Raw genomic sequence first — 26,279 nt, 5'->3', positions numbered from 1 at the left:
TATGTTAAAGGTTGGAATTATTGGTGTAGGAAGAATTGGGAAGGTACATGGAGAAAGTATATCAAAATATGTTAAAAATGTTGAAATTAAATCAATTGCTGATGCATACTTAAACGATGCTACAAGAGAATGGGCAAAGAGTAAGGGAATACTTGAGGTATATACTGACTATAAAAAAATATTAGAAGATCCAGAAATTGATGCAGTATTAATTTGCTCCTCAACAGATACACACTCACCAATCTCAATAGAAGCAATAAGAGCAGGAAAGCATGTTTTCTGTGAAAAACCAATTGATCATGATTTAACTAGAATAAAAGAAGTCATTAATGAATTAGGTAAATCTAAGGTTAAGTATCAAGTAGGGTTTAATAGAAGATTTGACCATAACTTTAAATCAGTTAAGAATGCGGTTGCTAGTGGAAAAATTGGAGAACCTCATATTTTGAAAATAACTTCAAGAGATCCTGAGCCACCTTCAATAGATTATGTGAAGATTTCTGGTGGCATGTTCTTAGATATGACAATTCATGATTTTGATATGGCTAGATATCTTTTAGATAGTGAAGTTGAAGAAGTTTATGCAGTCGGTAATGTATTGATAGACAACGCTATAGGCGAAGCTGGGGACATTGATACAGCTATTATAACATTAAAGATGCAAAACGGAACTTTAGCAGTAATTGATAACTCAAGGCAGTCAGCTTATGGATATGATCAAAGGGCTGAAGTGTTTGGATCATTAGGTCAGGTTTCAATAGCAAATGATAGCACTTCATCGGCAGTAATATCAAATGAAAATGGTGTTACAGGAGAAAAGCCATTATTCTTCTTCCTAGAAAGATATATGCAGGCTTATGCGCAGGAAATAACAGAATTTATTGACGCAATTGTAAATAATACAGATACACCCGTAGATGCCGAAGATGGCTTACAAGCTGTATTAATTGGTGAAGCTGCTACAAAATCATTACATGAGAATAGACCAGTTAAATTATCTGAAATTAAATTTTAATTATGAGGGGTGTTAATTATGTTAGATAGTAAAAAGGTCAAATTAGGTATTGCTCCAATTGCATGGACAAATGATGATATGCCAGATTTAGGAAAAGAAAATACTTTTGATCAGTGCTTGAGTGAAGCCGCATTAGCCGGTTTCCAAGGAACAGAGGTAGGAAATAAGTATCCAAAGGATGTTAAAGTTTTAAAAAAGGCTTTAGAGCTTAGAGGGTTGGAAATTGCAAGTGCTTGGTTTAGTTCGTTCTTAACTACGAAACCATATGAAGAAACTGAGGCAGAATTTATTAAGCATAGAGATTTTCTACATGATCTGGGGGCTAATGTAATCGTTGTAGCTGAGCAAGGACATAGCGTACAAGGTGAACTAGATACTCCAGTGTTTGATGGGAAGTACCATTTTAATGAGGAAGAATGGAAGCTGCTTGGAAATGGATTAAACAAGCTAGGAAAGTTAGCTCAAGATAAGGGAATGAAAATGGTTTACCATCATCATATGGGAACAGGAGTACAAACAACAAAAGAGATAGATAAGCTTATGAGTATTACTGATGAAAAGTTAGTTTACTTGTTATTTGATTCAGGTCATTTAGTATATTCAGGTGAGGATCATATAGCAATACTTAAAAAATATATAAATAGAATCAAGCATGTTCATTTAAAAGATATTAGACCGGAGATAGTAAAAAAGGTTAAAGATGAAAAACTTAGTTTTTTAAAAGGAGTTCGATTAGGAGCTTTTACAGTACCAGGTGATGGAAGCATTGATTTTAAGCCAATATTCAAAATTTTAGCAGAAAATAATTATGAGGGTTGGCTATTGGTGGAAGCAGAGCAAGACCCAGCAAAGGCAAATCCATTTGAATATGCAGTAAAGGCAAGAAAATATATTAAAGATATATGCGGAGCATAATCCTATTACAAAAAGGGGGTGACTTAATGAATCTCTTTTCAGGAATTACATTTATGGCTATCGTTGCAACTGTATGGTTTATTGCTTGGAAAAAATCACAATTAATTAACAAAGATGATGCGGATGGTTATTTCCTTGGAGGACGAAGCCTAACAGGAATAACAATTGCTGGAACAATTCTAATGACGAATCTATCTACAGAGCAAATTGTTGGACAAAATGGCCAAAGTTACGTAGCTGGAATGGAGGTAATGGCTTGGGAGGTTACAGCTGCTTTTGCTTGTGTACTACTGGCGTTTGTTTTCTTACCTAAATACTTAAAACATGGAATTAGTACTATTTCTGATTTTATTGAAATTCGTTATGATACAACGACTAAAAGAATTATATCATTTTTGTTTCTAGTAAGTTATACAGTTACTTTTTTACCGGTCGTATTGTTTTCAGGAGCGTTAGTTTTTAATAAACTTTTCCATATAGATAAGTTATTAAATGTAAATGGCCAAGTTGCAATTATAATTGTAGCAGCATTTATTGGCTTGGTTGGACTCCTGTATGTGTTGATTGGAGGAATTTCTTTAAGTGCCTTTAGTGATACGATTTATGGTGTTGGTTTAATTGTTGGAGGTATTTCAATCCCAATTTTAGGATTAATCTTGCTCGGTAACGGTAGTTTCACTGGAGGGATTCAATTAATAATCCAGCGAACTCCAGACAAATTAAATGCTATCGGAGCACTTGATTCAAAATTGATTCCTTGGCCGACATTGTTCCTCGGGATGTTTTTCAATAATCTATTTTATTGGTGTACTAATCAAATGATTGTTCAAAAAGCATTAGCTGGAAAAAATCTTAAAGAAGCACAAAAGGGTGCTTTATATGTAGGCTTTTTTAAAATTTTTGGAGCTTTATTTTTAGTTTTTCCGGGTATTATTGCATATAATATGTTTGGAAAGACACTAAAAGTAGCTGATGATGCGTACCCATCTTTAGTCACGGCAGTACTTCCAACATGGGCTTATGGTATTTTCGGAGCAGTAATTTTTGGAGCTATTTTAAGTTCTTTCGCAGGAGCTTTAAATAGTACTTCAACCCTATTCGCATTAGACTTTTATAAACCAATAATTCGGCCTAAAGCTTCTGACAAAGAAGTTGTTAAAGTTGGGAAAATAGTGACAGCATTTGTAGCAATAGTTTCAATAGTTGTAGCCCCTTTTATTGCTTATGCACCAGCAGGTTTGTATACTTTCCTTCAAGAATACAATGGCTTTTATAATATGCCATTACTAGCAATTATTCTGCTTGGTTTCTATACAAAACGTGTTCCTGCCTTAGCCGCAAAAGTAACAATGATTTTTCATATTATAGCCTATACGATTTCTAAATTTTTATTTGCTGATGTTAATTTTTTATACGTATTGAGTGGTTTATTTTTCTTGGATATTTTAATAATGTTATTAATTGGTAAATTAAAACCGATGGAAATACCATTCAAAATTCAAGATGATGAAAGTAAAGTTGATTTAACACCTTGGAAATATGGAAAGTGTATTGGAATAGCTGTTGTAATTTGTATGATCGGAATGTATATATTATTTTCACCACTAGGACTTGCTAAATAAAAAAGAAATAAGAGAATGTTCTTATGGGTTTTTGCTATAAATACTGAAATTACAATCTATCGCCTAGAAAAATCATGTGCGAAAGGATAATTGATTATGAAAATTAATAGAATCAAAGAAATTGAGGAATATATATTAAGAAATGAATCAGTCACTTTAGATTCATTATGCGATATTTTTAAAATCTCTAAAAATACAATTCGCCGATATATAAATGAACTTGTAAAAAAAGGGAGTGTAAAAAAAGTTTATGGAGGAGTAACAGCTATTATTAAAGAAATAATTCCTTTCGAAGAAAGAAACATTAAAAATAATTATGAAAAAATGGCAATAGCTAAGGTTGCATCTGAATTTGTAAATGATGGAGATGTAATATTCATTGATTCTGGGACAACAACAATTAATATGATAGACTTCTTAAAAAACAAAAATGATGTAACTATACTGACGAATAGTTTGAATGTTATAATAATCGCACTCCCTTTTCCAAATTTAAATGTTATTTGTACGGGAGGAAGGTTAATAAGAAAAACAAATTCTTTTGAGGTGATAAATACTCTTACAATATTCAAAGATTATAATATAAATAAAGCATTTATGGCTGCTTCAGGTATTTCTATATCTAATGGAGCCACAAATTCTTCACCATTAGAATATAAGATTAAAAAAATTATAGTAGAAAAGAGTAATGAGTTGTATTTGTTAGCAGATTCGTCTAAATTTGAAGTTTCATCACTTATGACTTATTGTCAATTAACAGATATAGATTATCTTATAACAGATAGAAAACCATCTGAAAAATATATAGAATTTTTTGAAGAAAATAAAATTAATTTTATTTTCTCTTAATAATGGTTCAAGGGCATTTTTAATTATTGAGGATTATAATAAAAACAATAAAAAATTTATCAAATTAAACTGTTTTTCAGTATAATTTTTTGTTATAATTATATTCATAAAGAACATCCCCTTTTGGTTTTTGTGTGTTGTCATTCAATTATGCCAAATAAGGGGATGTCCTTCTATTTTTCAACCATAAATACTGAAATTAAAGGCTATCGCATTAAAAATTTATGTGAGAAGGCTTTGCTTCTGAAAATCAATCCAAATTAGCGGGAAAACTGAATAGCATGGTTCAAAATTTAAACTGTAAGATTAATTTTGCAGCGTCCAAGATGATGAGCAGCTACGAAGGTGATGATTTAACCGATAAGACTGTATGAGTCTTGTCGGTTTTTTAATCCACTCTGATGATGTTTATTATGCCAATCCACAATTATAAATAGTTATTAAGAAATTTTTTGAAGTATTATGAAACTATAATTATTACGTTGCAATACAAATATTATGTTATAATGTATATATTATGTGGAATTTGAATAAAATGTATACGTTGTGTGGGTTTTGAATATTAGAAGAAGCGTAATGAAAAAAAATGTAAAGTTTATATTTAACTATTTGCAGAAATATACAGGGGGAACAAGATGTTTAGTCCAATAAAAACCACAAAAGTTTATGAACAGGTAATAGATCAAATAAAAAATATGATTGATAAAGGTACGCTTAAAAAGGGTGACAAACTTCCTTCAGAGAGGAATTTAGTGGAGCAATTAAAGGTAAGCAGGGCTTCTATCCGTGAAGCGCTTAGAACATTAGAAGTCATTGGACTTATAGAGTGCAGACAAGGAGAAGGTAGTTATATAAAAGCAAATTTTCAAGATAAATTATTTGAACCGCTATCAATTATGTTTATGTTAGAGGGAAGCAATCCAGAAGAGATATGGGAGCTTAGAAAGATTGTGGAGGTGGAGGCTTCAGGCCTTGCTGCGAATAGGATAACGAGTGAACAACTAAAAGAGTTAAAAGAGCTTACTCAAAGATTTATGAATTGTGCGGATGAGAATACTAATGTTGAAATTGATAAAGAATTTCATTATAAGATTGCTGAGTGCTCGGGCAATGTTTTAGTATTTAACATTCTTAAAACAGTTTCAACGCTTGTAGATCATTTTATTAAGGATGCAAGAAAATTAATATTAGTTGACCCAGAAAATAAAGAAATACTTTTTTCTCAGCACAATGAGATATATTTATCTATGGAAAAACATAGCTCAGCTGATGCTAGAAAAGCAATGCGGGAACATTTAGATTTTGCAAATAGGTATATGAGTAAAATAAAATGATTTCAAAACATATAATTTTGTCCAAAGCAAAAAGTGAGAGTAATAACAAATATTACCCTCGCTTTTAAATTTTTGAATAAAATAAATATTGTTAATTAATTAATTAATAATAGTAGAAATATTTTCAATAGTGTGTTATTATGATTTAAAAGATGGTCAGACCATCTTACCATTAATGAGTTTTAGATTTTCTATAAAAAGAATGGAGGAGCACATATGGAAATTTTAGTTTGTATAAAGCAAGTTCCAGGAACTTCAAAAGTTGAAGTAGATCCAGTTACAGGTGTTTTAAAAAGAGATGGTGTAGATTCAAAAATGAATCCTTATGATTTATATGCATTAGAAACAGCACTTAGAATAAAGGAAGAAAAAGGTGGGGTAATTAAGGTTATAACTATGGGACCACCACAAGCAAATGATGTAATTCGCGAAGCATATATGATGGGAGCAGATGAAGGAGCACTCGTGTCTGATAGAAAGTTTGCCGGAGCAGATGTTCTTGCTACAGCTTATACACTTTCACAAGGTGTAAGGAAAATGGGAGAATTTGATCTTATATTATGTGGAAAGCAGACAACAGACGGAGACACTGCTCAAGTAGGACCAGAAATGGCTGAATATCTTAATATTCCTCACATTGCAAACGTTTTAAAAATAATAGAAATAAAAGAAAAATCAATTATTGTAGAAATGGATATGGCAAATACTGTTGAAGTAGCAGAGATTCAATTTCCATGTCTTTTAACTGTAGATAAAGATATATTTCAACCAAGACTTCCATCTTATAGGAAAAAATTAGCTACAAAAGATAGAGAAATAAAAATGATAACATTAAACGATTTTGAAGATAAAGATGAAAAGAAATATGGACTTAATGGTTCACCAACTCAGGTAGAAAGAATATTTCCACCAGATGTAAATAATGATAGAGAAACATGGACAGGCAATGGTGCAGAGCTTAGTTTAAAAATAGCTGCAAAACTTAAACAATTAAAATTTGTATAGAGAAGGGTGGAATTTTCATGAGTAAGTTAATTTGTAACCAAGAGAAAGTAAACGATTCAAATATTCAAGAATTAATAAAGGTTTGCCCTTTTGGTGCTATTGAATACATAGATGGTAAAGTTGAAGTTAATGCAGGATGCAAAATGTGTAAGATTTGCGTTAAAAAAGGTCCAACAGGTGTAATGGAATTTATTGAAACAGAGGCCGTGCAAGTTGATAAAAGTTTATGGAAGGGTATAGGAGTATATGTTGACCATGTAGAAGGAGTTATACATCCTGTAACAATGGAGCTTATCGGTAAAGCTAGGGAGCTTGCCGCAGTTGTTAATTTCCCAGTATATTGTGTATTTATTGGTTATAACATAAAGGAAAAGGCTAAAGAATTGCTTCATTATGGAGTTGATGAGGTCTTTGTATACGATTATAAAGAATTTGAGGAGTTTAGGATAGAACCTTATACAGCTGCATTTGAAGACTTTGTAAACAAGGTAAAGCCATCATCATTATTGGTTGGTGCTACAACAATTGGTAGATCTCTTGCTCCAAGAGTAGCAGCAAGGTTTAGAACTGGACTCACAGCTGATTGTACAATACTTAAAATGAAAGAAAATACAGACCTTGTACAGATAAGACCTGCTTTTGGTGGTAACATTATGGCTCAAATTGTATGTCCTAATAATAGACCACAGATGTCAACAGTAAGATATAAGGTTATGAATGCACCTGAAAAACAGTGCGATGCAAAAGGTAAGATTACAATCTGTGAAATGGATAGAGCAAAACTCGATTCGAATATTGAAGTATTAAAGGTTACAAAGAAAGAAGTTGAGGAAAATATTTCAGATGCAGAAGTAATCATTGCAGTTGGTAGGGCATTAAAATCAGAAAAGGATATGGTTATGATTCAAGAATTAGCAGACATTCTTGGTGCTCAAATAGCTGGGACAAGACCAACAATTGAAGCAGGTTGGATTAATGCTAAGAAACAAATTGGTCTTTCTGGTAGAACAGTTAAACCAAAGCTAATAATAGCTCTTGGAATTTCTGGTGCAGTTCAGTTTACAGCTGGTATGAATAGTTCAGAGCGTATATTTGCAATAAATAAAGATGAAAATGCTTCTATATTCAATGTAGCTCATTATGGGATAGTAGGAGATATTTATGAAATAGTTCCTCAGTTGATTGAAAATATTAAAAATTCAGGAGCTGAGTATTGTATACGTTAACTTTTAAATTGGAGTTATAGATAATAAGTAAGTTAGTGTTTAAACTAACTAAGTTTAAACACTAAATTCAGAATCGAGGAGGTAATTTTATGGATTACAAAAAACTTGATGCTAAGGATATAGAGTTTTTAGTGTCAATATTAGATAAAGATAGGGTGTTTACTGGAGAAGCAATAAATGATGATTTCAGCCATGACGAGATGGGTGGAATAAGCAAAATGCCCGACGTATTAGTTGAGGTTCTTGAAGCAAGTGAAGTATCAAAGATTATGAAATATGCAAATGAAAACATGATTCCTGTTGTAGCAAGAGGTTCTGGAACAGGACTAGTTGGAGCATCAGTTCCAATTCACGGTGGAATTATGATAAATATGTCCAGAATGAACAAAATACTTGAGATTGATGAAGAAAACTTAACATTAACCCTTGAACCAGGCGTACTTTTAATGGAAATAAGCAAATATGTTGAAGAGTTTGATTTATTTTATCCACCAGACCCAGGTGAAAAGTCGGCTACAATTGCTGGTAACATCAATACAAATGCAGGTGGAATGAGAGCTGTTAAGTACGGAGTTACTAGAGATTATATAAGAGGCCTTGAAGTAGTGCTCCCAAACGGAGAAATACTTGATGTTGGAGGAAAAGTAGTTAAGAATTCTACTGGATACAGCATAAAAGATTTAATATGTGGATCTGAAGGAACCCTTGGAATAATCACAAAAATTATATTAAAACTTATACCACTACCTAAGAAAGCTGTATCGCTCTTAATACCTTTTCCAAATCTTGATATGGCAATAGGAACAGTACCTTTGATAGTTAAATCAAAATCTGCGCCAACTGCTATAGAATTTATGCAAAGAGAAGTTATTATCGCTGCTGAAGAATTCCTAGGAAAAAAATTCCCAGATAATTCGTCAGATGCATATCTTTTATTAACTTTTGATGGTAATAGCATAGAAGAAATAGAAAGAGCTTATGAAAGTGTAGCCAACATTTGCCTTGAAGAAGGTGCTCTTGATGTATTTATAACTGATACAGATGAGCGAAAAGAGGCTGTCTGGTCTGCAAGAGGAGCTTTCCTTGAAGCTGTTAAAGCAACGACAACTGATATGGATGAATGTGATGTTGTTGTTCCAAGAAATAAAGTTGCGCAGTTCATTAAGTATACTAATGAACTTCAAAAAGAATTTGATGTGAGAATAAGAAGCTTTGGTCATGCAGGTGATGGTAATTTACATGTGTATGTATTAAAGGATGAGCTTACAGATAAAGAATGGTCAGTGAAGATTGAAGAAGTATTTGAAGCAATGTATGAAAAATCAAGGGAGCTCAAGGGTTTAGTATCTGGAGAACATGGAATTGGATTTGCTAAGAAAGCATATATGCTTGAACAATTTGGTCCTGTATATGTAGGACTTATGAAAAATATAAAATTGGCATTTGATCCTAACAATATATTAAATCCAGGAAAGGTTTGTGAATAGAAAAAATGATATCGCCAATGTCTTTTAAAGATGTTGGCGATATAATAATACTTTAATGTAGTCGATTCCAGTATTATGACTAGTGTTATTAATAGAGGAGGGAATAAAAGATGAATAATTATTTATTATTTTTCATAGCACTTATCCCCATTGTATGGCTCATGGTTTCGCTCGGTGTTTTAAAAATGCCAGGACATAAAACTTGTTCAATCACACTCGTAATTACAATAATACTTGCAATCCTAGTTTGGAAGATGCCAATTAGTCAAGCTCTCACAGCGACACTTGAGGGTGCAGCAATGGCAATATGGCCAATAATTGTTGTAATAATTGCAGCAGTGTTCACCTACAATCTTTCTATTCATACAAAAAGTATGGACGTAATAAAGGATATGATGACAGGAATAACAACTGATAAGAGAATTTTAGTTTTAATTATTGCTTGGGGTTTTGGTGGATTTCTTGAAGCAATTGCAGGCTTTGGTACGGCAGTTGCAATACCTGCCAGTATTTTAGCCGCACTTGGCTTTAATCCTGTATTTGCAGCAATAATATGTCTTATTGCAAATACAACACCAACAGCTTTTGGAGCAATAGGTCTACCTGTAACAACCTTAGCAAAGGTTGCAGCAATTGATCCTGTTACTTTAAGCTATGCAGTTGCACTTCAATTATTTGTATTAATTGCAGTTTTACCATTAATATTAGTAATGCTAACAGGTAAAAGTGTAAAGGCAATAAAGGGAGTTGTGCTTATTTGTATTGCGTCAGGGCTAGCTTTTGCAATACCAGAACTTCTAGTTGCAAAATATATGGGTCCTGAACTTCCAGCACTAATTGGTTCAATAATATGTATTATTGTAACAGTTGCAATAACTAAAATATTCTATAAAAATACTGCATCTAAAGATAAAGTTAATATATCCGCAAAACAAGGGTTATTGGCATGGGTGCCATTTATATTAGTTCTGACTTTTATATTAATAACAAGTTCTCTTATACCAGCAATCAATAAACCATTATCATCTATACAAACATCTGTTCAAATATATAATGGCCCAGATGCAAAAATTAGTTCCTTTATATGGATTGCTAATCCAGGGACACTTATAATTCTTGCCACATTTATAGGGGGGCTTATTCAGGGAGCTAAGTTTAAAGAAATAGTAAAAGTATTTATTGATACATGCAAACAAATGAGTAAAACTGCAATTACAATACTTGCAATAGTCTCTCTTGCAAAGGTAATGAGTCATAGCGGAATGATAACATCTATTGCTGTGGTCTTAGTTGCAGCAACAGGAAGCTTTTATCCATTATTTGCTCCAATCATAGGTGCTTTAGGTACTTTTGTAACTGGTAGTGATACCTCTGCAAATGTATTGTTCGGACCACTTCAAGTTGAAGTTGCAAAAAATTTACATATGAGTCCTTATTGGTTAGCAGCTGCTAATACTGGTGGTGCCACTGCAGGTAAAATGATTTCTCCTCAAAGTATTGCAGTTGCCACAGCAGCCACTGGACTTGTAGGAGCTGAAGGTAAGATATTAAAGGCAACTTTAAAATTTTGCCTTGCATATGTAGCAATATTAGGATTAATTACGTACTTTGGAGCAAAATATTTTATAATGTAGGGAGGAACATATATGACTAAAGTAAAAATACCATATTCAAAACAATTTTTGGAAATTGAAATTCCAGATAAAAATTTGGTAGCAATATTAGAATCAAAAGCTCATGCATACAAAGTTGAAAGTACTCAGCAGGAAATTGTAAAAAAAGCACTTGATAACCCTATTGGAAGTGCAAAACTAGAAGAGCTAGTTAAGGGGAAGAAAAACTTAGTATTAATAACTAGTGACCATACAAGACCTGTACCAAGTAAAGTAACACTGCCAATACTACTTGAAAGAATAAGATCATCGAACCCTAAAATTGAAATAACAATATTAATTGCTACTGGTTTCCATAGACCTACTACAAGAGAAGAAATGATTGATAAGTTTGGTCAGGAAATAGTAGATAATGAAGTTATAATAAATCATGTATCAGAGGATTATGGCGATATGGTACGCGTCGGAACTCTTCCCTCAGGTGGAGAACTATTGCTTAATAAGATAGCGATGGAAGCTGAACTTTTAATTTCAGAAGGATTTATAGAACCACACTTCTTTGCAGGTTTTTCTGGAGGACGAAAGAGTGTTCTCCCTGGAGTGGCATCAGCAAAGACAGTTATGGCAAATCATTGTTCTGAATTTATAGCAAGTGAGTACGCACGGTCTGGAGTTATTGAAAATAATCCAATTCATAGAGATATGCTTTACGCTGCGAAGCAAGCTAAACTGGCATTTATACTAAATGTTGTTATTGACAGTGAGAAGAATGTTATAAATGCATTTGCAGGAGATAGTGAGCTTGCCCACGTTGAAGGTTGTAAATTTGTTATGGAACTTGCAGCTGTGAAAGCTGTGAAGGCAGATATTGCAATATCAACTAATGGAGGATATCCACTAGACCAAAATATATATCAGACTGTAAAAGGTATGACTGCAGCAGAAGCAACTTGTAAGGTCGGCGGACTTATAATCATGGTGTCTGCTTGTAATGATGGACATGGTGGTCAGTCATTTTATGACAATATCGCAAATGCAAGTAGCCCAAGAGAAGTTCTTGATAGGGTAATTAAAGTAGGAAGAAATGATACAGCACCAGATCAATGGGAATTTCAGATTCTTGCGCGGATACTAGATGCGCATACCGTAATTCTTGTTACAGATATGTGTGACCCTGAAATGATAAAGAATATGCATATGCAGCATGCATTTACCTTTGAAGAAGCGCTTGTTAGAGCTCTTAAAATAAAGGGAGATGATGCGACAATAACAGTAATACCAGATGGAGTTTCAGTTGTTGTAAAATAACATTCAAATTAATACTACTATTGAATATAATTTGGGGGCGGGTAAAATACATTGGGTGGAAGAATTCACATAATTTTATTTCAAGACTAATAATACTGTGGAGTGGGGAACTGAATTTTGAGTTTCCCACTTTTTTTTCAATTTTAGGTAAATGTAAAAAAATAAAGATAGAGAGGAGGGGTGAGTAGTCGCTAATATTGTTATGTAACTAGCCACATAGTATATAAATTAAAAATGTGGTAAAATACTTGTATTATAGTAAAATGTTATAATTAAACAAAAAAGTACAAAATTTAAAAAATAACCAGTAAGTATAACCTTGTCATTTATTATCCCAGACTTGTGAATTTATAAGAAGAGATATATTAGTTATGATTTAAAAGCCCTATTTATTGAATTCTTCAGTAATTGAAAATATAATAATGAGATTAAAATTAAGAAAATTAAGTAAAAAAATAAGGTTCTTAAGTTTCTAGGCATAAATTGTTAAGACCGATGTTGAAAAGGAGTGATGAAAATGATAAAAACTGCAATTTTAACCATGAGTGATAAAGGTTCTAGGGGAGAAAGAATTGATGGGACAGGTCCTGCAATAAGAAGTGAATTAGAAGGTAAAGGATTTGTTATAAGTTTCTATAAAATAATTTCTGATGAGAAACAGGAAATAGAAAAAGAATTGATTTATTTATGTGATGAGCTTAAGGTGGATTTAATTTTAACTAATGGAGGAACGGGGTTTTCAGAAAGAGATGTTACGCCAGAGGCAACTAGAAATGTAATTGAGAAATATGTACCCGGCATTGGTGAGGTTATGAGGATGAAATCACTCCAGATTACATCAAAGGCTGTGATTTCAAGAAGCATTGCAGGAATCCGCAAAAAAACCCTAATTATTAATCTTCCAGGAAGCCCAAAAGGTGCTGTAGAAAATCTTCAATTTATAATACCTGCAATTCCACATGGAATTGCTATACTTACAGGGGAAGCTAGCGAGTGTGGTAGAAGTTAACAAAAGGGAGAATGAGAATGGAATTTTTTAATGTGGTATCTGTAAAAGAAGCTAAACAAATAATAGATAGTTCTTTTATCTATAAGATTGAATCTGAAAAAATTAACATTATGCAAAGCGTTAATAGAATTAGTTTTAAAGATATAAAAGCAGAATGTAATATACCAGAATTTAAGAGATCGACAGTAGATGGCTTTGCAGTAAGATCAAGAGATGTATTTGGAGCTAGTGAAGGACTCCCGTCTATGCTTGAACTAAAGGGTGAGGTATTTATGGGGAATATCCCACCCTCGGATATTGCAGGGGGGGAGTGCTTATACGTACCTACAGGAGGGATGCTTCCGGAAAGCGTAGATAGTGTTGTTATGGTTGAGTACAGCCATAAGCTAGATGATAATACAATACTTATTTATTCACCTGTGGCTATGGGTGATAATGTAATACAAATTGGTGAAGATATAAATACTCAGGATATTGTCGTAAAAAAGGGAAGTAAACTCAGACCTTATGAGATAGGTGTTCTTGCAAGTATAGGAATTTCTGAGGTGATGGTTTATAAAAGACCTAGGGTTGGTATTATTTCAACTGGTGATGAAGTAGTACCCTGCGAAGTAAAGCCTTCTTTGGGTGAAGTGAGGGACATAAACACTTACCTGATTTGGTCTCTACTTCTTGAGGATGGAATGGAGCCAGTAAGCTATGGAATTATTAAGGATGATTATGAACTGTTAAAGAGTGCAACACAAAAAGCATTTAATGAATGTGATGTGGTACTAATTTCAGGAGGAAGTTCTGTTGGCACGAAAGATCACACTTTAAAGGTTATAGCTTCATTTGACGATGGAGAGGTCTTGGTACATGAAATAGCAGTAAAGCCTGGGAAACCAACTATAATAGGAAAACATAAAGAAAAAATAATATTTGGACTTCCAGGACATCCACTTGCATGTTGTATTATATATAAAATACTAGTTCAAAATTATATATATAGCCTAATGCTTCAAAGCGAAAAGATTTATGGAACAAATGCAGTAATGAGTATAAATTACCATAAAGCTAAAGGCCGGGAAGAATATCTACCTGTAGAGCTTGAAACAATAGAAGGCATGGTTATTGCAAAGCCGGTGTTTGGTAAATCTGGGATTATAACAGCATTTTCAAAGGCATGGGGGTATATAAAGATAGAAAAAAACGCGGAAGGTTTAAAAGAAGGACAAGCAGTTGAAGTCTATAAATTATAAAGGAGATGAGAGTATTGGCTCAAGAAGTCTTTCTATCAAATGTTGATTTGAATGAAGCAGTTAAAATATATTTTAATAAGTTATTATGCATTAAAGGTGAAAAGGAAAATGTGGTTACTTGGGAATCTGTAGGAAGAGTTTCATACTCATCAATTTTTGCGAAAATATCTTCACCCTTTTATAAGAGTTCTGCTATGGATGGTATTGCAACTATAAGTACCAAAACATATGGAGCAACAGATCGGAGTCATATCCAACTTCAAGAAGGAATTGATTATTTAGTAGTGGATACTGGAGATCCACTACCTAAAGAATTCGATTGTGTAATTATGGTAGAGGATTTGATAAATTTAGATAAGGGAAAAGTAGCTATTTATAAAAGTGCTGCCCCTTTTCAGAATATTAGACCAATTGGAGAAGATATTGTAAAAACACAACTTATTATCCCTTCAAATTATATGATTAGACCAGTAGATATAGGCTCTATTATAGCTGGGGGAGTAAATAATATTGATGTTTATAAAAGGCCGGTGGTTGGAATAATTCCGACTGGAACGGAGATGGTGGAGCCAGGTGAAGAACTTAATATTGGGGACATAATTGAGTTCAATTCAAGAGTATTTTCTGCCCAAGTTCAGGAATGGGGAGGTATACCCCTAAGATTTGATATAGTAAAAGATGATTATTTGCTTATTAAAGATGCTGTAAAAAAGGCAGTCCAGCAATGCGATATTATACTTATTAATGCAGGATCTTCAGCTGGTAGAGAGGATTTTACTTGTAATGTAATAGAAGAATTAGGTGAGGTTTATGTACATGGAATAGCTATAAAGCCCGGTAAACCTGTTATTCTTGGAAGTATAGAGGGAAAGCCTGTGATTGGTATACCTGGATTTCCAGTATCTGCTTATGTCGTAATGGACAATATATGCAAGAAAATAGTACATGCTTATATAGGGATAAATGAAGAAGAATATACCACTGTTGAGGTTGTACTTACTAGGCGTATAATGTCTACTTTAAAATATTTAGAATTTGTAAGAGTTAAAATTGGATTTGTTTCGGGAAAATATATTGCAACACCTATAGGTCGTGGAGCTGGAACAACAATGTCATTAGTAAGGGCAGATGGTATATTAGAAATACCACAAAATATTGAGGGCTATGAAGTAGGAACTGCGGTGAATGTTAAACTTTTAAGAAGCAAGGAAGAAATTAAAAATACAGTTGTATGTATTGGAAGCCATGACCCAATAGTTGATATAGCTTCGGATCTTTTTCATATAAAAAATGGGAAGTATTTTCTTTCTTCTGCTCATGTTGGAAGTATGGGAGGAATAATGGCATTAATAGGTTCAGAAACTCATATAGCACCTATTCATTTATTGGATATGGAGAATGGTATTTATAATATTTCTTATATTAAAAAGTATTTACCGAATAAACCTATGGTATTAATTAAAGGTGTTAAAAGAGTTCAGGGAATTATGGTTTCTAAAGGGAATCCTTTAGATATTAAATGTTTACAGGATATAGTTATAAAAGGTAGAAGATTTATAAATAGGCAAAGAGGTTCAGGTACAAGGTTATTTCTAGATTATAATTTAAAAAAGCTCCATATTAATCCACAAAACATATCAGGATATGAAAGAGAAGAATTCACCCATATTGCCGTCGCAGCAGTAGTTGCAGCAGGAGATGCAGATTGTGGACTTGGAATTTATTCTGCAGCCAAGCTTTTGGGTCTAGATTTTATAAAACTTGGGGATGAGGATTATGATTTTGTTGTGCCTAAGGAATTTATAGATATGGATATGATAAGGGAATTCATTAAAGTAATTAAAACAGATGAATTTAAAGGTGAGCTTGATAAACTTGGAGGCTATGATTATACGCAAATAGGGGAAATAATTGAACTTTAGGAGACGGTTTTATGAGGGATAGTCATGGAAGAGATATCAATTATTTAAGGATATCGGTAACTGATAGATGTAATTTAAGATGTATATATTGCATGCCAGAGCAGGGAATTAAGAGTAAGAATCATGTGGATATTCTACGTTTTGAAGAGATATTAAAAATTGTGAAGGCAGCAGAAAAATTAGGTATTAATAAAGTAAGATACACTGGTGGGGAACCACTAGTAATGAAAGATTTAGACAAGCTTATATATGAAACTTCAAAACTGCCAGGAATAGATGATATTGCTATAACTACAAATGGTATTTTACTATCTGGTATGGCATCAGATTTGAAAAAAGCTGGACTTAAAAGGGTAAATATTAGCCTTGATACTTTAGATAAAGAAAAGTTTAAAAGTATAACGAGAATAGGAAATCTAGATAAGGTAATGGAAAGTATAGATAAATGTTTAACCCTTGGGTTAAAACCGGTCAAAATAAACACAGTATTAATGAAAGGCTTTAATGATGCAGAGTTTGAAGGCTTTTTAACCTTAATTCGAGAAATGCCAATCGAAGTAAGGTTTATTGAACTCATGCCAATAGGTGAAGGTATTAAACTTTATGAAAAAAGTAAATTAAGTTTTAGGGAAATGCTAAAGTTGCATCCTGAGTTAACTGAAATAGAAACCTCTAAAAGTAGCACCGCTCAATTGTACAAGATTAAAGGGACAAAAGGAAAAATTGGATTCATTAGTCCAGTAAGTTGTAAATTTTGTGCGGATTGTAATAAAATAAGGCTCACATCTACAGGAACTATTAAAGCATGTCTTCATTCAAAGGAAGAAATAAATATTAGGAAATACCTAAATAACGAAGAGATGCTTACAAATGAATTAAAACAAGCAATTTTTAATAAACCGCTCGAACATCATCTTGAAGAGGAAAAAACCAGTAGAAGTGAAAAGATGATGTATCAGATAGGAGGATAAAGTGATGGAACTTACGCATATAAATGAAGAAGGAAGAGCTAAAATGGTTGATGTATCTGAAAAGTGTGACACTGTTCGGGAAGCTATAGCAGTTGGGTCAATTTCTATGAAAAGAGAAACACTTGAAAGAATAAGGGATGGGTCTATTTCAAAAGGAGACGTACTAGCTGTAGCACAAGTAGGGGGAATTATGGGTGCAAAAAGTACTTCGCAAATAATACCAATGTGCCATCCTATAATGATATCAGCTTGTGATATAAGTTTTAAAATTGACTTTGAAAATACTAAAATAGAAATAGAAGCAACGACAAGGACTGTAGGAAAGACAGGCATTGAGATGGAAGCGCTAACTGCGGTATCTGTTGCAGCATTAACTATTTATGATATGTGTAAGGCAATTGACAGGGAAATGCTTATAAATAATATTATGCTTGTGAGAAAAAGCGGGGGAAAATCAGGAATATTCGAAAGGAAGTCGTTATAATGGCAAAGGTTATTGCAATAAATACAAGTGAAAAAAAAGGTGTGATAAAACACCCTATAGAGAAAGGCTTTTTTAAAGTCAATCACGGACTTGAGGGAGATGCACATGCAGGTAATTGGCATAGACAGGTGAGTTTTCTTGGTGTTGAGAGTATTGATAAAATGAAAGCTAAGGGAGCTCTGGGCTTATGTTCAGGAAAGTTTGCTGAAAATATTACTACCGAAGGAATAATTTTGTATGAACTGCCTGTGGGAACTAAACTTAAAATAGGAAATGTAGTTTTAGAGGTAACACAAATAGGAAAGGAATGTCATAAGGGTTGTGAAATTATGAAATTGGTTGGTGACTGTATAATGCCAAGAGAAGGGATATTTGCTAAGGTACTAGAGGAGGGGTATATCCAGGCTGGAGATGAGATTGTAGTGGAGGAATAAGTATTTAGAGAAAATAAAAGGGGGAATTTTAATGTACGGTTACAATGGTAAAATATTAAGAATTAATTTAAAAGATAAGACTATTAAAGTTGAGGTACTTGATTTAAAGCAAGCTAAAAAATTTATTGGTGGTAGAGGGCTTGGAACAAAAATATTTATGGATGAAGTAGATCCGAGAGTTGATCCATTAAGCCCTGAAAATAAACTTATAATTATTACAGGACCATTAACAGGTACGCCTGTTCCAACCGGTGGAAGATACATGGTAGTTACAAAATCACCACAATCAGGTACAATTGCTTGTTCAAATTCAGGTGGTTATTGGGGAGCTGAATTCAAAGCTACAGGCTATGATATGATCATATTTGAGGACAAGGCTGATGCACCAGTTTACTTAACTATAATAGATGATAAAGTGGAAATAAAGGATGCTAGCAGTCTTTGGGGAAAGCTTGTTACAGAAACTACAGATATTCTAAGGAAAGAAATGCCTGATAAATCAAGAGTTATGACCATTGGACCGGCAGGAGAAGGACTATCCAATATGGCTGCTATAATGAATGATTATGATAGAGCAGCGGCCCGTTCTGGTGTCGGAGCTGTTATGGGTTCGAAAAATCTCAAAGCTATTGTAGTTAAAGGAAGTTCAAAACCACAAGTAGCAGATGCGACAACGCTAAAAGAGGTTTCGAAAGTTTGGTTGAAGACTATAAAAGCCAATGGGGTTACAGGCACAGGTCTCCCAACATACGGAACTGCAGTACTTGTAAATATACTAAATGAAAATGGGATATATCCAACCAATAATTTTCAAAAGTCTTACTTTGAAAAAGCTGATGACGTAAGTGGAGAGGCAATGACAAAGGATTACCTTGTTCGTAAAAACCCTTGTTATAGATGTCCCATTGCCTGTGGCAGATATGTAAAAATAGAGGATATGGGTATAGAAGTAGGCGGACCTGAATATGAAACACTTTGGGCTTTTAGTGGAGATTGTGGTATTTCTGATATGGTTACAACTTTCAAGGCGAACTACTGGTGTAATGAATATGGTATGGACACAATCTCTGTAGGTACAACTATCGCAGCGGCTATGGAACTACGTGAAAAGGGATATATTAAAAACGAAGAACTTGAAGGGACTCCTCTAGAATTTGGAAACATAGAGGGTGTAGTTGAATGGACAATAAAAATAGGTAAAGCTGAAGGACTAGGAGCAAAAATGTCTGAAGGTTCATACAGACTATGCGCATCTTATGGTGCACCAGAGTTTTCAATGTCAGTTAAAAAGCTTGAAATTCCTGCTTATGATCCAAGGGGTATAATGGGACAAGGGCTTCAATTTGCTACTTCAAACAGAGGCGGATGCCATGTTAGAGGATATATGATATCACCAGAAATATTAGGCTTGCCACAAAAGTTGGATAGATTTTCACTTGAAGGAAAAGCTACTTGGGTTAAGATTTTCCAAGACTTAACTGCATCTATAGATTCCCTTGGATTGTGTTTGTTTACGTCTTTTGCTATGGGAGCTCAAGATTATGCTAACTTGTATAATGCAGTATGTGGTACAGAGCACACTGCAGAATCCATACTTGATTCAGGAGACAGAATTTGGAACATTGAAAGACAATTTAATTTACAGGCTGGAATAGATGCGACGCAGGATACACTACCCAAAAGATTACTAGAGGAGCCAATTCCAGAAGGACCTTCAAAAGGGAATGTGCACAGATTATCTGAACTTCTTCCATCATATTATAATGAAAGAGGCTGGAATGAAAAAGGTATTCCAACGGAAGAAAAATTAAAAGAATTGGGACTATAGTTTCATAAATTTCAAACATTGCTATAAATGTCTAATTGGGAGGTGGATGAGGATGATTTTGGAAAGTAAAAGCAACAAGGGAATCAGCGCTAATTTAGGTGATTCCCTTGTTATTTATGATTTAACAGTAATTGTTGGATTAGCACCACATAAATGAATATGAAAATAAAACCTACTCCAGAGGCTGTAAGATAATATATAAGAGAAGAGGCCTCTTGTGCAGTAGATGCGTATAAATATCTTTATTATTGTGCTTTTGTCGGAGGGTTACCACTAATTATTAGATTTGCCTCTTCTTTTGTAAGGTTATAGTTAAGAAACTCTTTATAAAAGTTCATAGTCTCTTTAACAATATCTAAATTATTAAATTTATCAGGATGTAAAAGTTTTGCAGCCCATTGTATCTGTAATGCTTCTTCAGCACTGTAACGATCCCACATATAAGCTCCATCAGGATTGTGAACTACTTTTCCCTTTTGAACGGCAGTTACTTTTTCCCAGCCATCAGAACTCATAACACTTTCTGAATTTTTTGTATCTGCTCCAAGAATGATAACATCTGGATTCCATTTAAGTACTTGTTCCATAGATACAACCTTCATATTGCCTTTGATTTCACCTGCAACATTTGTTCCACCAGCAGCATTAATCCATGCATCAATAATTGAGCTGCTACCGTCAATAGCTAATGGTGAAAGTGAACTTATATGAAGAACCTTTGGTTTCTGATTTTTTGGTATAATTGAAGTTATATCTGTTACCATTTTAAGTTTACTATCTAAATATGAATTGTATTTAGTTGCTTTTTGCTTAGCTTCGGTTCCAAGTATATCTCCTGTGAGTTTGAAGCAACTTTTTAATTCTTCATAATTTGTAAAATTTAATTGAACAACGGGGATACCTGCACTTGTTATTTTGTCGCTATATTTATAGCTTGAAGGCATAAATACAATATCAGGTTTTGTTTTCAAAAGCTCTTCTACATTAACATCTGCAGCAGTAAAAACGGTTTCTGATTTGTTCATCTGAGGATTTACTTTATATAACCAAGGTCTTCCCCGTGGAGTGAGGACTGTAGCAACAATTTTTTCACCTGAACCTAGCATACTTAATACTTCATTATGGGCAGGCCATGAGTCACCAATTTTTTGAATGTTTGTTGGTATTTTAACTTTTTCTCCAGACATATTGGTAATTGTTCTTGTTGTAGGTTGATTCTTTTGTGAAGTTTTTGAGGAACTAGCATTATTCCCACACCCAGTGAACGAAATAATTATTATAATAACTACTAGTATTGATAAAAAAAAATTATTTCTTTTCATTTTAATCCATCCTTTTTTATATATAAGATTTTGAATTAGTAAGATTTTACATTATTTAACAACGGTATACATGATTTGATTTTTTCACCATTGCTAGTTTCTGTGCTTATGATTTTAACATTGATGCCATAGGCGGATTTAAGATTTTCTTCAGTTATAACTTCGTCCATACTTCCAATGATAAATTTATTGTTTTTATGCATCAGTGCTACTTTAGTAGAACATAGGAAAGCATGATCGGGAAAATGCGAAGTCATTATAACTCCAAGGCCTTTTTTTGCAAGATTATTAATCTGTTCTAAAACACGTATCTGATTACCAAAGTCTAGATTAGAGGTAGGCTCGTCCAAGATAAGTATTTTAGACTGTTGCGCAAGGGCCCTAGCTATTAAAACCATTTGTCTTTCGCCACCACTGATTTCCGTATATATTTTGTCTTTGAGATAGGATATGTTTAAGTCATTAATTGCTGATTCTGCAATTTCTTTATCCGTTTTGGAAGGGGCAGAAAACATACCTATATGAGCTGTTCTTCCCATTAATACTACATCAAATACATTGAAAGGAAATGGGGGCGTATGAGTCTGAGGAACATAACTAATCATTTTCGCTATTTGGTTTTTGGACCAATTCTTAGTATTTTTGCCATCTAATAATATTTCTCCACCCTGCAATTTTAAAAATCCCAGTATAGTCTTAAAAAATGTTGTCTTTCCTACACCATTTGGTCCAAGTATACACAATATTTCCCCAGATTTAACGCTTGTAGATATGTTATTTACAATGGGTTTTGATCCATATCCACATACTGCATTTTTTATCTCAAGTATCATAACCAACTTCTCCTTCCTTTTAACAATAGATAAATAAAAAATGGTGCTCCAATCAATGATGTTAGAATACCTAATGGTATTTCCACTGGAAACATACTACGAGCTAAATCGTCTACTAGTAGAAGAAAGATACTTCCCAACAAGAGAGAAGCAGGCAATAGGGTTTTATAATTAGGCCCAACAATCATTCTGGCAAGATGGGGTATAATAAGCCCAATCCATCCTACCATGCCACTAATTGACACCGCGGCGGCAGTTAGCAGTGAGGAACATATGATAACAATAGCTTTCATTTTAGAAGTATTAATACCAAGAGAGGCAGCCTCCTCATCTCCAAATGAAATCACATTCATTTGCCACCTCAATAAAATCAGGGGTATTATACTTATGATTATAGGGAAAATTATAATTTTCAAATCTTTAAAGGTAACCGAAGATAATCCACCCAATAACCAAAAAGTTATTGCTGGAAGTTTGTTATCTGTATCAGCTACATATTTTATTATTGAAATAAAGGCTGTAAATAGATTTGAAACAACCATGCCAATCAATACTAGTACCATAACTGAATTGTTTCCACGGCTTATAATTTTACCTAATAAATAAGTAAATGTAACTGCTACTAGTCCAAAGGCGAATGATGAAAACTGTATAGCAATAATATTAAATGACAAAAGAATTGCTAAAGCTGAACCAAAGCCAGCACCAGCAGAAGCTCCAAGTATATCGGGAGATACCATGGGGTTTTTAAACAAGCCCTGGTAGGCTGCACCAGATATGGAAAGAGAAGTCCCGACTAGAATAGCGGCTATAACCCTTGGTAGTCTTACTTTAAACAACACAGATTCTACAGCAGGTGGACATGTTATTGGAAGGTTAAATAGCTTTGAATAAATGATGTTAAAAATTTGGTAGAGAGGGATTGTATACCTGCCTACTGTTAGTGAAATAAAAAAAACAGCAACAAGGATTATGAAAAGTAAAATAATTATTTGTGTTTCATGGTTTTTTTTTATCGATATAGAAGTACTAGATTTCTTATTTAATACTATTTTAATTAAATCATTCATTTAATTATCTCCTTTTTTACAATTTATATTATAAGTATACAAGATTAAATAAAAATTTCATATTATTCAAGGTAATAACATCCATTTATATCCTACACCATAAATGTAAATACAAAAAGACAAATATTGTATATGCGGTTTAATTTCTAATTTAAAGATAAAAGGTGTTTTAAATAAAATTCAAATATGGTATAATTAAAAAGCAATTTAATATATGGAGAGATGTCCGAGTGGCCTATGGTACCTGCCTCGAAAACAGGCGAACGGGTTATTCCGTTCCGGGGGTTCAAATCCCCCTTTCTCCGCCAAAATAAAGAACTCTAGCAGAAATGTTAGAGTCCCTTTTGCTATGGTATTTTCCTGGAAAAGGGCTTTGTGATGTCTGTTTGACGACAAAGTGGGAAAGAGTAAATGGATTAATGTAATACGAAATAGTTTTAATAAGTGGTGGATGTTGCATAATGTGATTCGCCTCCACCAGTAAAACCCTCAACTAATTAATTAGTTGAGGGTTTTACTGGTGTGCCAGGCGCTGAAATTAACTACCTATTTCTTAATGGCACAGTCACCGTTCCATTAAAAGTACCTTTGCCTTTATAAGTAAACGATACATCGTTATTAGTAGTAATTCCATGCCAAACAATTCTATCATCACTTAAAACACCTTTATAAGAAATATTTACGATAGATGGTATTGTTCCATCTATATCCCAAAGAAAATCTAAATATAATATAGCATCTTCTGCTGTTGTTTTTATTATCTTATTTTGTTTTGTTTTTTGATTGCTAAAATCTACATTCACCAAATATTTAAGCTTTATTATTGGCATCAAGTTTTCAATTTGGTTGTCAGCAAGATTTAAATATTCTAACTGTTCCAAATTTGCTAAAGAGGCAATTTTCTCTATTTCATTTTTTTCTAAGGATAAAACTACTAATTTGTCTAAAAATAATAATGCATTAATATATTCGATTTTATTATTACCCATATATAAAGTTTTTAGTTTATTCAGGGATGCTAATGGAGTAATACTATGAATGTTGTTATTACTAGCATATAGATACTCTAAATTATGAAGGGTACCTATAGATGATAAGGTTTGAATTTCATTATTATTTATAGCAAGTTTTGTAACATTAATAGCATATTCTAGCCCTTTAATATTTTTAATCCCTTTCGAAGCCAAAGTAAGCTCTTTTGGAAGATTTCGCATATCAGAATCAGTAATATTATGAGTTTCATCTCTTTTTAGTATTTGATTTATGGCCTTTTTTAAGTTTTCATCTGGAATATCCACTTTAATAACAGTTGAATTTTTAGCATCAAATTTCATTGCAAAGCCATCATTTGATTTACTAGCATATTTCTCACAATAAGCATTAGTTGTAGTTGCAAAATCGCCTGAATTTGTTGGACCAGCTATATAAACAGTTGGCAAATCGCCTAAAGCTAACGCATCTAAACTATCTTTTTTAGAACCACCAATAAAAGTGGAGTATGCTAATTTATTATCCACTACATTTAATCTGCTTAGAAATCCATCTATTTCTCCACCCAAATAGGTTGTTTTATAAGCTCCCTCTGTAGTTTTAAAATCAGATGAGTTGGTGCTACCTACCATAAAAACAGTCCCGCCATTATCTACTTTCATAGCCTTAACAGAATTATTGTTGCATCCACCAAAATAAGAAGAGTAGTCTAAATTAGTTCCATCCGTGTTAACTTTTGCTATAAAAGTAGTTTGGTCCCCAGCGTAATAGATTTTTTGATAAGCATCTTTAGTTATTTCAAAATTTCCTGTAGTAATCCCAGCTACATAAGCATTACCATCATTATCACAGTCAATGGACATTCCACTATCGGAACCATTGCTTCCGAGGTAACTGCAGTACTTAACGTTGCCTAGATTGTTAAGTTTTATGACGAAAGCATCACCGTTACCACCTCCAAATTTTTCTTGATAGGAACCAGTGGTAACCTTGAAGTGTCCTTGGCCTTCTGGTGACTCATTTTCACTTAATTGGTCAGCTATTCCAGTAACATATACGTTGTTATTTTTATCAATAGCAATAGCATTACCGCTGTCTGACTGTTTTCCTCCTAGAAGTGTCGAATACAAAAATTTACTGCCGCTGCTATTAAATTTAGTTATAAATGCATTCTGTATTCCAGAAATTTCACATTGATACGCAGATTCTTTTGTAGTTGGAAAATTCTTTGCCATAATACCCATAGTGCTACCAGTTACCCATGCATTGCCATCATTATCCACTGCTATGGCATTTATCATATCCATTGTCATTACCGCTTGAGCGCCTAAATAAGTGGCATATATTATTTCGGCTTTAGTTTCAAAAAAAGATTCACCTTTAAGTTTTATAATAATCCCAGTCGCACCTAAACTTCCCTTTTCTTCTTGCGCTGCGCCTGGAGTTACTGGAAAAGAATTATCAATATTTCCAGTCCATCCACAAGCATAAACATCGCCATTTTTATCTATTGCCAGCCCCGTTCCTATATTTCCCTTAGGAAGAGCAAATTCTCCAAGAAGTTTTTCACCTGTATTATTTAGCTTCTTAATTAGCATTACATTGTTGAGATCACTACCTTCATTAACTAGGATAAAAGCATTACCACTTTTATCTTTAACTAATCCTTTTACTTCACAATTTTTGGGCATCCCTAGAAGTGTTGAATATTTTGTGTCTGAAAATAATTCACCTGTAACATCAACAGGACTTGGTTGGTTTAATACCTCTACTATATTCATATTATCTTCACCACTTATAC

The 26,279-nt window shown here is 33.4% G+C and carries 21 protein-coding genes and 1 tRNA gene; 18 read left to right on the top strand and 4 right to left on the bottom strand.

The genetic code is table 11. From position 1 onward, the window contains the following. Position 1: 1 nt before the first annotated feature. The 17 genes from iolG (at position 2) to ACWJKP_RS16210 (ending at position 20,263) form a co-directional block, all read left to right on the top strand. The gene (gene iolG / locus ACWJKP_RS16290) at positions 2 to 1,015 is read left to right on the top strand and encodes an inositol 2-dehydrogenase (RefSeq protein WP_165411590.1); all 1,014 of its coding nucleotides are present in this window, start codon (positions 2 to 4) and stop codon (positions 1,013 to 1,015) included. 18 nt (positions 1,016 to 1,033) lie between these two features. Further along, complete coding sequence (gene iolE / locus ACWJKP_RS16285; RefSeq protein ID WP_165411591.1) at positions 1,034 to 1,930, top strand: myo-inosose-2 dehydratase; 897 nt, start codon at positions 1,034 to 1,036, stop codon at positions 1,928 to 1,930. A 26-nt stretch (positions 1,931 to 1,956) separates the two neighbouring features. Next, positions 1,957 to 3,552 (top strand): solute:sodium symporter family transporter, encoded by a 1,596-nt coding sequence (locus ACWJKP_RS16280; protein ID WP_165411592.1) that lies wholly within the window; start codon positions 1,957 to 1,959, stop codon positions 3,550 to 3,552. Between the two features lie 96 nt (positions 3,553 to 3,648). Then, on the top strand, positions 3,649 to 4,401 hold the full coding sequence (locus ACWJKP_RS16275; protein WP_165411593.1) for a DeoR/GlpR family DNA-binding transcription regulator: 753 nt from the start codon (positions 3,649 to 3,651) through the stop codon (positions 4,399 to 4,401). A gap of 635 nt (positions 4,402 to 5,036) precedes the next feature. Then, complete coding sequence (locus ACWJKP_RS16270; RefSeq protein ID WP_165411594.1) at positions 5,037 to 5,735, top strand: FadR/GntR family transcriptional regulator; 699 nt, start codon at positions 5,037 to 5,039, stop codon at positions 5,733 to 5,735. Between the two features lie 216 nt (positions 5,736 to 5,951). Further along, positions 5,952 to 6,740 (top strand): electron transfer flavoprotein subunit beta/FixA family protein, encoded by a 789-nt coding sequence (locus tag ACWJKP_RS16265; protein WP_165411595.1) that lies wholly within the window; start codon positions 5,952 to 5,954, stop codon positions 6,738 to 6,740. Between the two features lie 17 nt (positions 6,741 to 6,757). Beyond that, positions 6,758 to 7,966, top strand: a complete 1,209-nt coding sequence (locus ACWJKP_RS16260) for an electron transfer flavoprotein subunit alpha (RefSeq protein ID WP_165411596.1) — start codon at positions 6,758 to 6,760, stop codon at positions 7,964 to 7,966. Positions 7,967 to 8,055: 89 nt separating this feature from the next. Next, positions 8,056 to 9,453, top strand: coding sequence for an FAD-binding oxidoreductase (locus tag ACWJKP_RS16255; protein ID WP_165411597.1), 1,398 nt, complete (start codon positions 8,056 to 8,058; stop codon positions 9,451 to 9,453). 110 nt (positions 9,454 to 9,563) lie between these two features. Next, on the top strand, positions 9,564 to 11,087 hold the full coding sequence (locus ACWJKP_RS16250) for an L-lactate permease (RefSeq protein WP_165411598.1): 1,524 nt from the start codon (positions 9,564 to 9,566) through the stop codon (positions 11,085 to 11,087). Between the two features lie 12 nt (positions 11,088 to 11,099). Then, a complete protein-coding gene (gene larA, locus ACWJKP_RS16245) occupies positions 11,100 to 12,374 on the top strand; it encodes a nickel-dependent lactate racemase (protein ID WP_165411599.1) in 1,275 nt (424 codons plus the stop codon). Positions 12,375 to 12,891: 517 nt separating this feature from the next. Next, positions 12,892 to 13,383, top strand: coding sequence for a MogA/MoaB family molybdenum cofactor biosynthesis protein (locus tag ACWJKP_RS16240; protein WP_165411600.1), 492 nt, complete (start codon positions 12,892 to 12,894; stop codon positions 13,381 to 13,383). A 17-nt stretch (positions 13,384 to 13,400) separates the two neighbouring features. Then, a complete protein-coding gene (locus ACWJKP_RS16235; RefSeq protein ID WP_165411601.1) occupies positions 13,401 to 14,624 on the top strand; it encodes a molybdopterin molybdotransferase MoeA in 1,224 nt (407 codons plus the stop codon). A gap of 14 nt (positions 14,625 to 14,638) precedes the next feature. Next, entirely contained in the window at positions 14,639 to 16,546 is a 1,908-nt protein-coding gene (locus tag ACWJKP_RS16230) for a molybdopterin biosynthesis protein (RefSeq protein WP_165411602.1), read from the top strand. Between the two features lie 11 nt (positions 16,547 to 16,557). After that, positions 16,558 to 17,517, top strand: coding sequence for a GTP 3',8-cyclase MoaA (moaA, locus tag ACWJKP_RS16225; protein WP_165411603.1), 960 nt, complete (start codon positions 16,558 to 16,560; stop codon positions 17,515 to 17,517). A gap of 4 nt (positions 17,518 to 17,521) precedes the next feature. Next, complete coding sequence (gene moaC, locus ACWJKP_RS16220; RefSeq protein WP_165411604.1) at positions 17,522 to 18,001, top strand: cyclic pyranopterin monophosphate synthase MoaC; 480 nt, start codon at positions 17,522 to 17,524, stop codon at positions 17,999 to 18,001. Next, a complete protein-coding gene (locus ACWJKP_RS16215; RefSeq protein ID WP_165411605.1) occupies positions 18,001 to 18,435 on the top strand; it encodes an MOSC domain-containing protein in 435 nt (144 codons plus the stop codon). The genes moaC and ACWJKP_RS16215 overlap by 1 nt, the downstream gene beginning before the upstream one ends. Before the next feature lie 31 nt (positions 18,436 to 18,466). Continuing rightward, positions 18,467 to 20,263: an aldehyde ferredoxin oxidoreductase family protein gene (locus ACWJKP_RS16210; RefSeq protein WP_165411606.1), complete on the top strand. Its 1,797-nt coding sequence runs from the start codon at positions 18,467 to 18,469 to the stop codon at positions 20,261 to 20,263. A 245-nt stretch (positions 20,264 to 20,508) separates the two neighbouring features. Here the strand turns inward: ACWJKP_RS16210 and ACWJKP_RS16205 are convergent, their stop codons facing one another. Genes ACWJKP_RS16205 through ACWJKP_RS16195 form a run of 3 tightly spaced genes read right to left on the bottom strand, consistent with a single transcriptional unit; the run spans position 20,509 to position 23,488 of the window. Continuing rightward, entirely contained in the window at positions 20,509 to 21,585 is a 1,077-nt protein-coding gene (locus ACWJKP_RS16205) for an ABC transporter substrate-binding protein (protein ID WP_165411607.1), read from the bottom strand. Between the two features lie 35 nt (positions 21,586 to 21,620). Further along, positions 21,621 to 22,418, bottom strand: coding sequence for an ABC transporter ATP-binding protein (locus tag ACWJKP_RS16200; protein WP_165411608.1), 798 nt, complete (start codon positions 22,416 to 22,418; stop codon positions 21,621 to 21,623). After that, entirely contained in the window at positions 22,415 to 23,488 is a 1,074-nt protein-coding gene (locus tag ACWJKP_RS16195) for a FecCD family ABC transporter permease (protein ID WP_165411609.1), read from the bottom strand. Before ACWJKP_RS16195 ends, ACWJKP_RS16200 begins: the two co-directional genes overlap by 4 nt. A gap of 216 nt (positions 23,489 to 23,704) precedes the next feature. Here ACWJKP_RS16195 and ACWJKP_RS16190 point away from each other — a divergent pair. Next, positions 23,705 to 23,796: transfer RNA gene (locus ACWJKP_RS16190), tRNA-Ser, on the top strand. 234 nt (positions 23,797 to 24,030) lie between these two features. Here ACWJKP_RS16190 and ACWJKP_RS16185 read toward each other — a convergent pair. Then, positions 24,031 to 26,259: an SBBP repeat-containing protein gene (locus tag ACWJKP_RS16185; RefSeq protein ID WP_165411610.1), complete on the bottom strand. Its 2,229-nt coding sequence runs from the start codon at positions 26,257 to 26,259 to the stop codon at positions 24,031 to 24,033. Between the last annotated feature and the right edge of the window lie 20 nt (positions 26,260 to 26,279).

This window comes from Clostridium sp. CM037, assembly GCF_055081095.1.
The sequence above is the reverse complement of the archived record's forward strand: the minus strand, read 5'-3'. Positions and strand labels throughout refer to the sequence as shown.

Coding starts and splice junctions, on each gene's coding strand:
- iolG (WP_165411590.1), top strand. CDS start 2: ATGTTAAAGGTTGGAATTATTGGTGTAGGAAGAATTGGGAAGGTACAT.
- iolE (WP_165411591.1), top strand. CDS start 1,034: ATGTTAGATAGTAAAAAGGTCAAATTAGGTATTGCTCCAATTGCATGG.
- ACWJKP_RS16280 (WP_165411592.1), top strand. CDS start 1,957: ATGAATCTCTTTTCAGGAATTACATTTATGGCTATCGTTGCAACTGTA.
- ACWJKP_RS16275 (WP_165411593.1), top strand. CDS start 3,649: ATGAAAATTAATAGAATCAAAGAAATTGAGGAATATATATTAAGAAAT.
- ACWJKP_RS16270 (WP_165411594.1), top strand. CDS start 5,037: ATGTTTAGTCCAATAAAAACCACAAAAGTTTATGAACAGGTAATAGAT.
- ACWJKP_RS16265 (WP_165411595.1), top strand. CDS start 5,952: ATGGAAATTTTAGTTTGTATAAAGCAAGTTCCAGGAACTTCAAAAGTT.
- ACWJKP_RS16260 (WP_165411596.1), top strand. CDS start 6,758: ATGAGTAAGTTAATTTGTAACCAAGAGAAAGTAAACGATTCAAATATT.
- ACWJKP_RS16255 (WP_165411597.1), top strand. CDS start 8,056: ATGGATTACAAAAAACTTGATGCTAAGGATATAGAGTTTTTAGTGTCA.
- ACWJKP_RS16250 (WP_165411598.1), top strand. CDS start 9,564: ATGAATAATTATTTATTATTTTTCATAGCACTTATCCCCATTGTATGG.
- larA (WP_165411599.1), top strand. CDS start 11,100: ATGACTAAAGTAAAAATACCATATTCAAAACAATTTTTGGAAATTGAA.
- ACWJKP_RS16240 (WP_165411600.1), top strand. CDS start 12,892: ATGATAAAAACTGCAATTTTAACCATGAGTGATAAAGGTTCTAGGGGA.
- ACWJKP_RS16235 (WP_165411601.1), top strand. CDS start 13,401: ATGGAATTTTTTAATGTGGTATCTGTAAAAGAAGCTAAACAAATAATA.
- moaA (WP_165411603.1), top strand. CDS start 16,558: ATGAGGGATAGTCATGGAAGAGATATCAATTATTTAAGGATATCGGTA.
- moaC (WP_165411604.1), top strand. CDS start 17,522: ATGGAACTTACGCATATAAATGAAGAAGGAAGAGCTAAAATGGTTGAT.
- ACWJKP_RS16215 (WP_165411605.1), top strand. CDS start 18,001: ATGGCAAAGGTTATTGCAATAAATACAAGTGAAAAAAAAGGTGTGATA.
- ACWJKP_RS16210 (WP_165411606.1), top strand. CDS start 18,467: ATGTACGGTTACAATGGTAAAATATTAAGAATTAATTTAAAAGATAAG.
- ACWJKP_RS16205 (WP_165411607.1), bottom strand. CDS start 21,585: ATGAAAAGAAATAATTTTTTTTTATCAATACTAGTAGTTATTATAATA.
- ACWJKP_RS16200 (WP_165411608.1), bottom strand. CDS start 22,418: ATGATACTTGAGATAAAAAATGCAGTATGTGGATATGGATCAAAACCC.
- ACWJKP_RS16195 (WP_165411609.1), bottom strand. CDS start 23,488: ATGAATGATTTAATTAAAATAGTATTAAATAAGAAATCTAGTACTTCT.
- ACWJKP_RS16185 (WP_165411610.1), bottom strand. CDS start 26,259: ATGAATATAGTAGAGGTATTAAACCAACCAAGTCCTGTTGATGTTACA.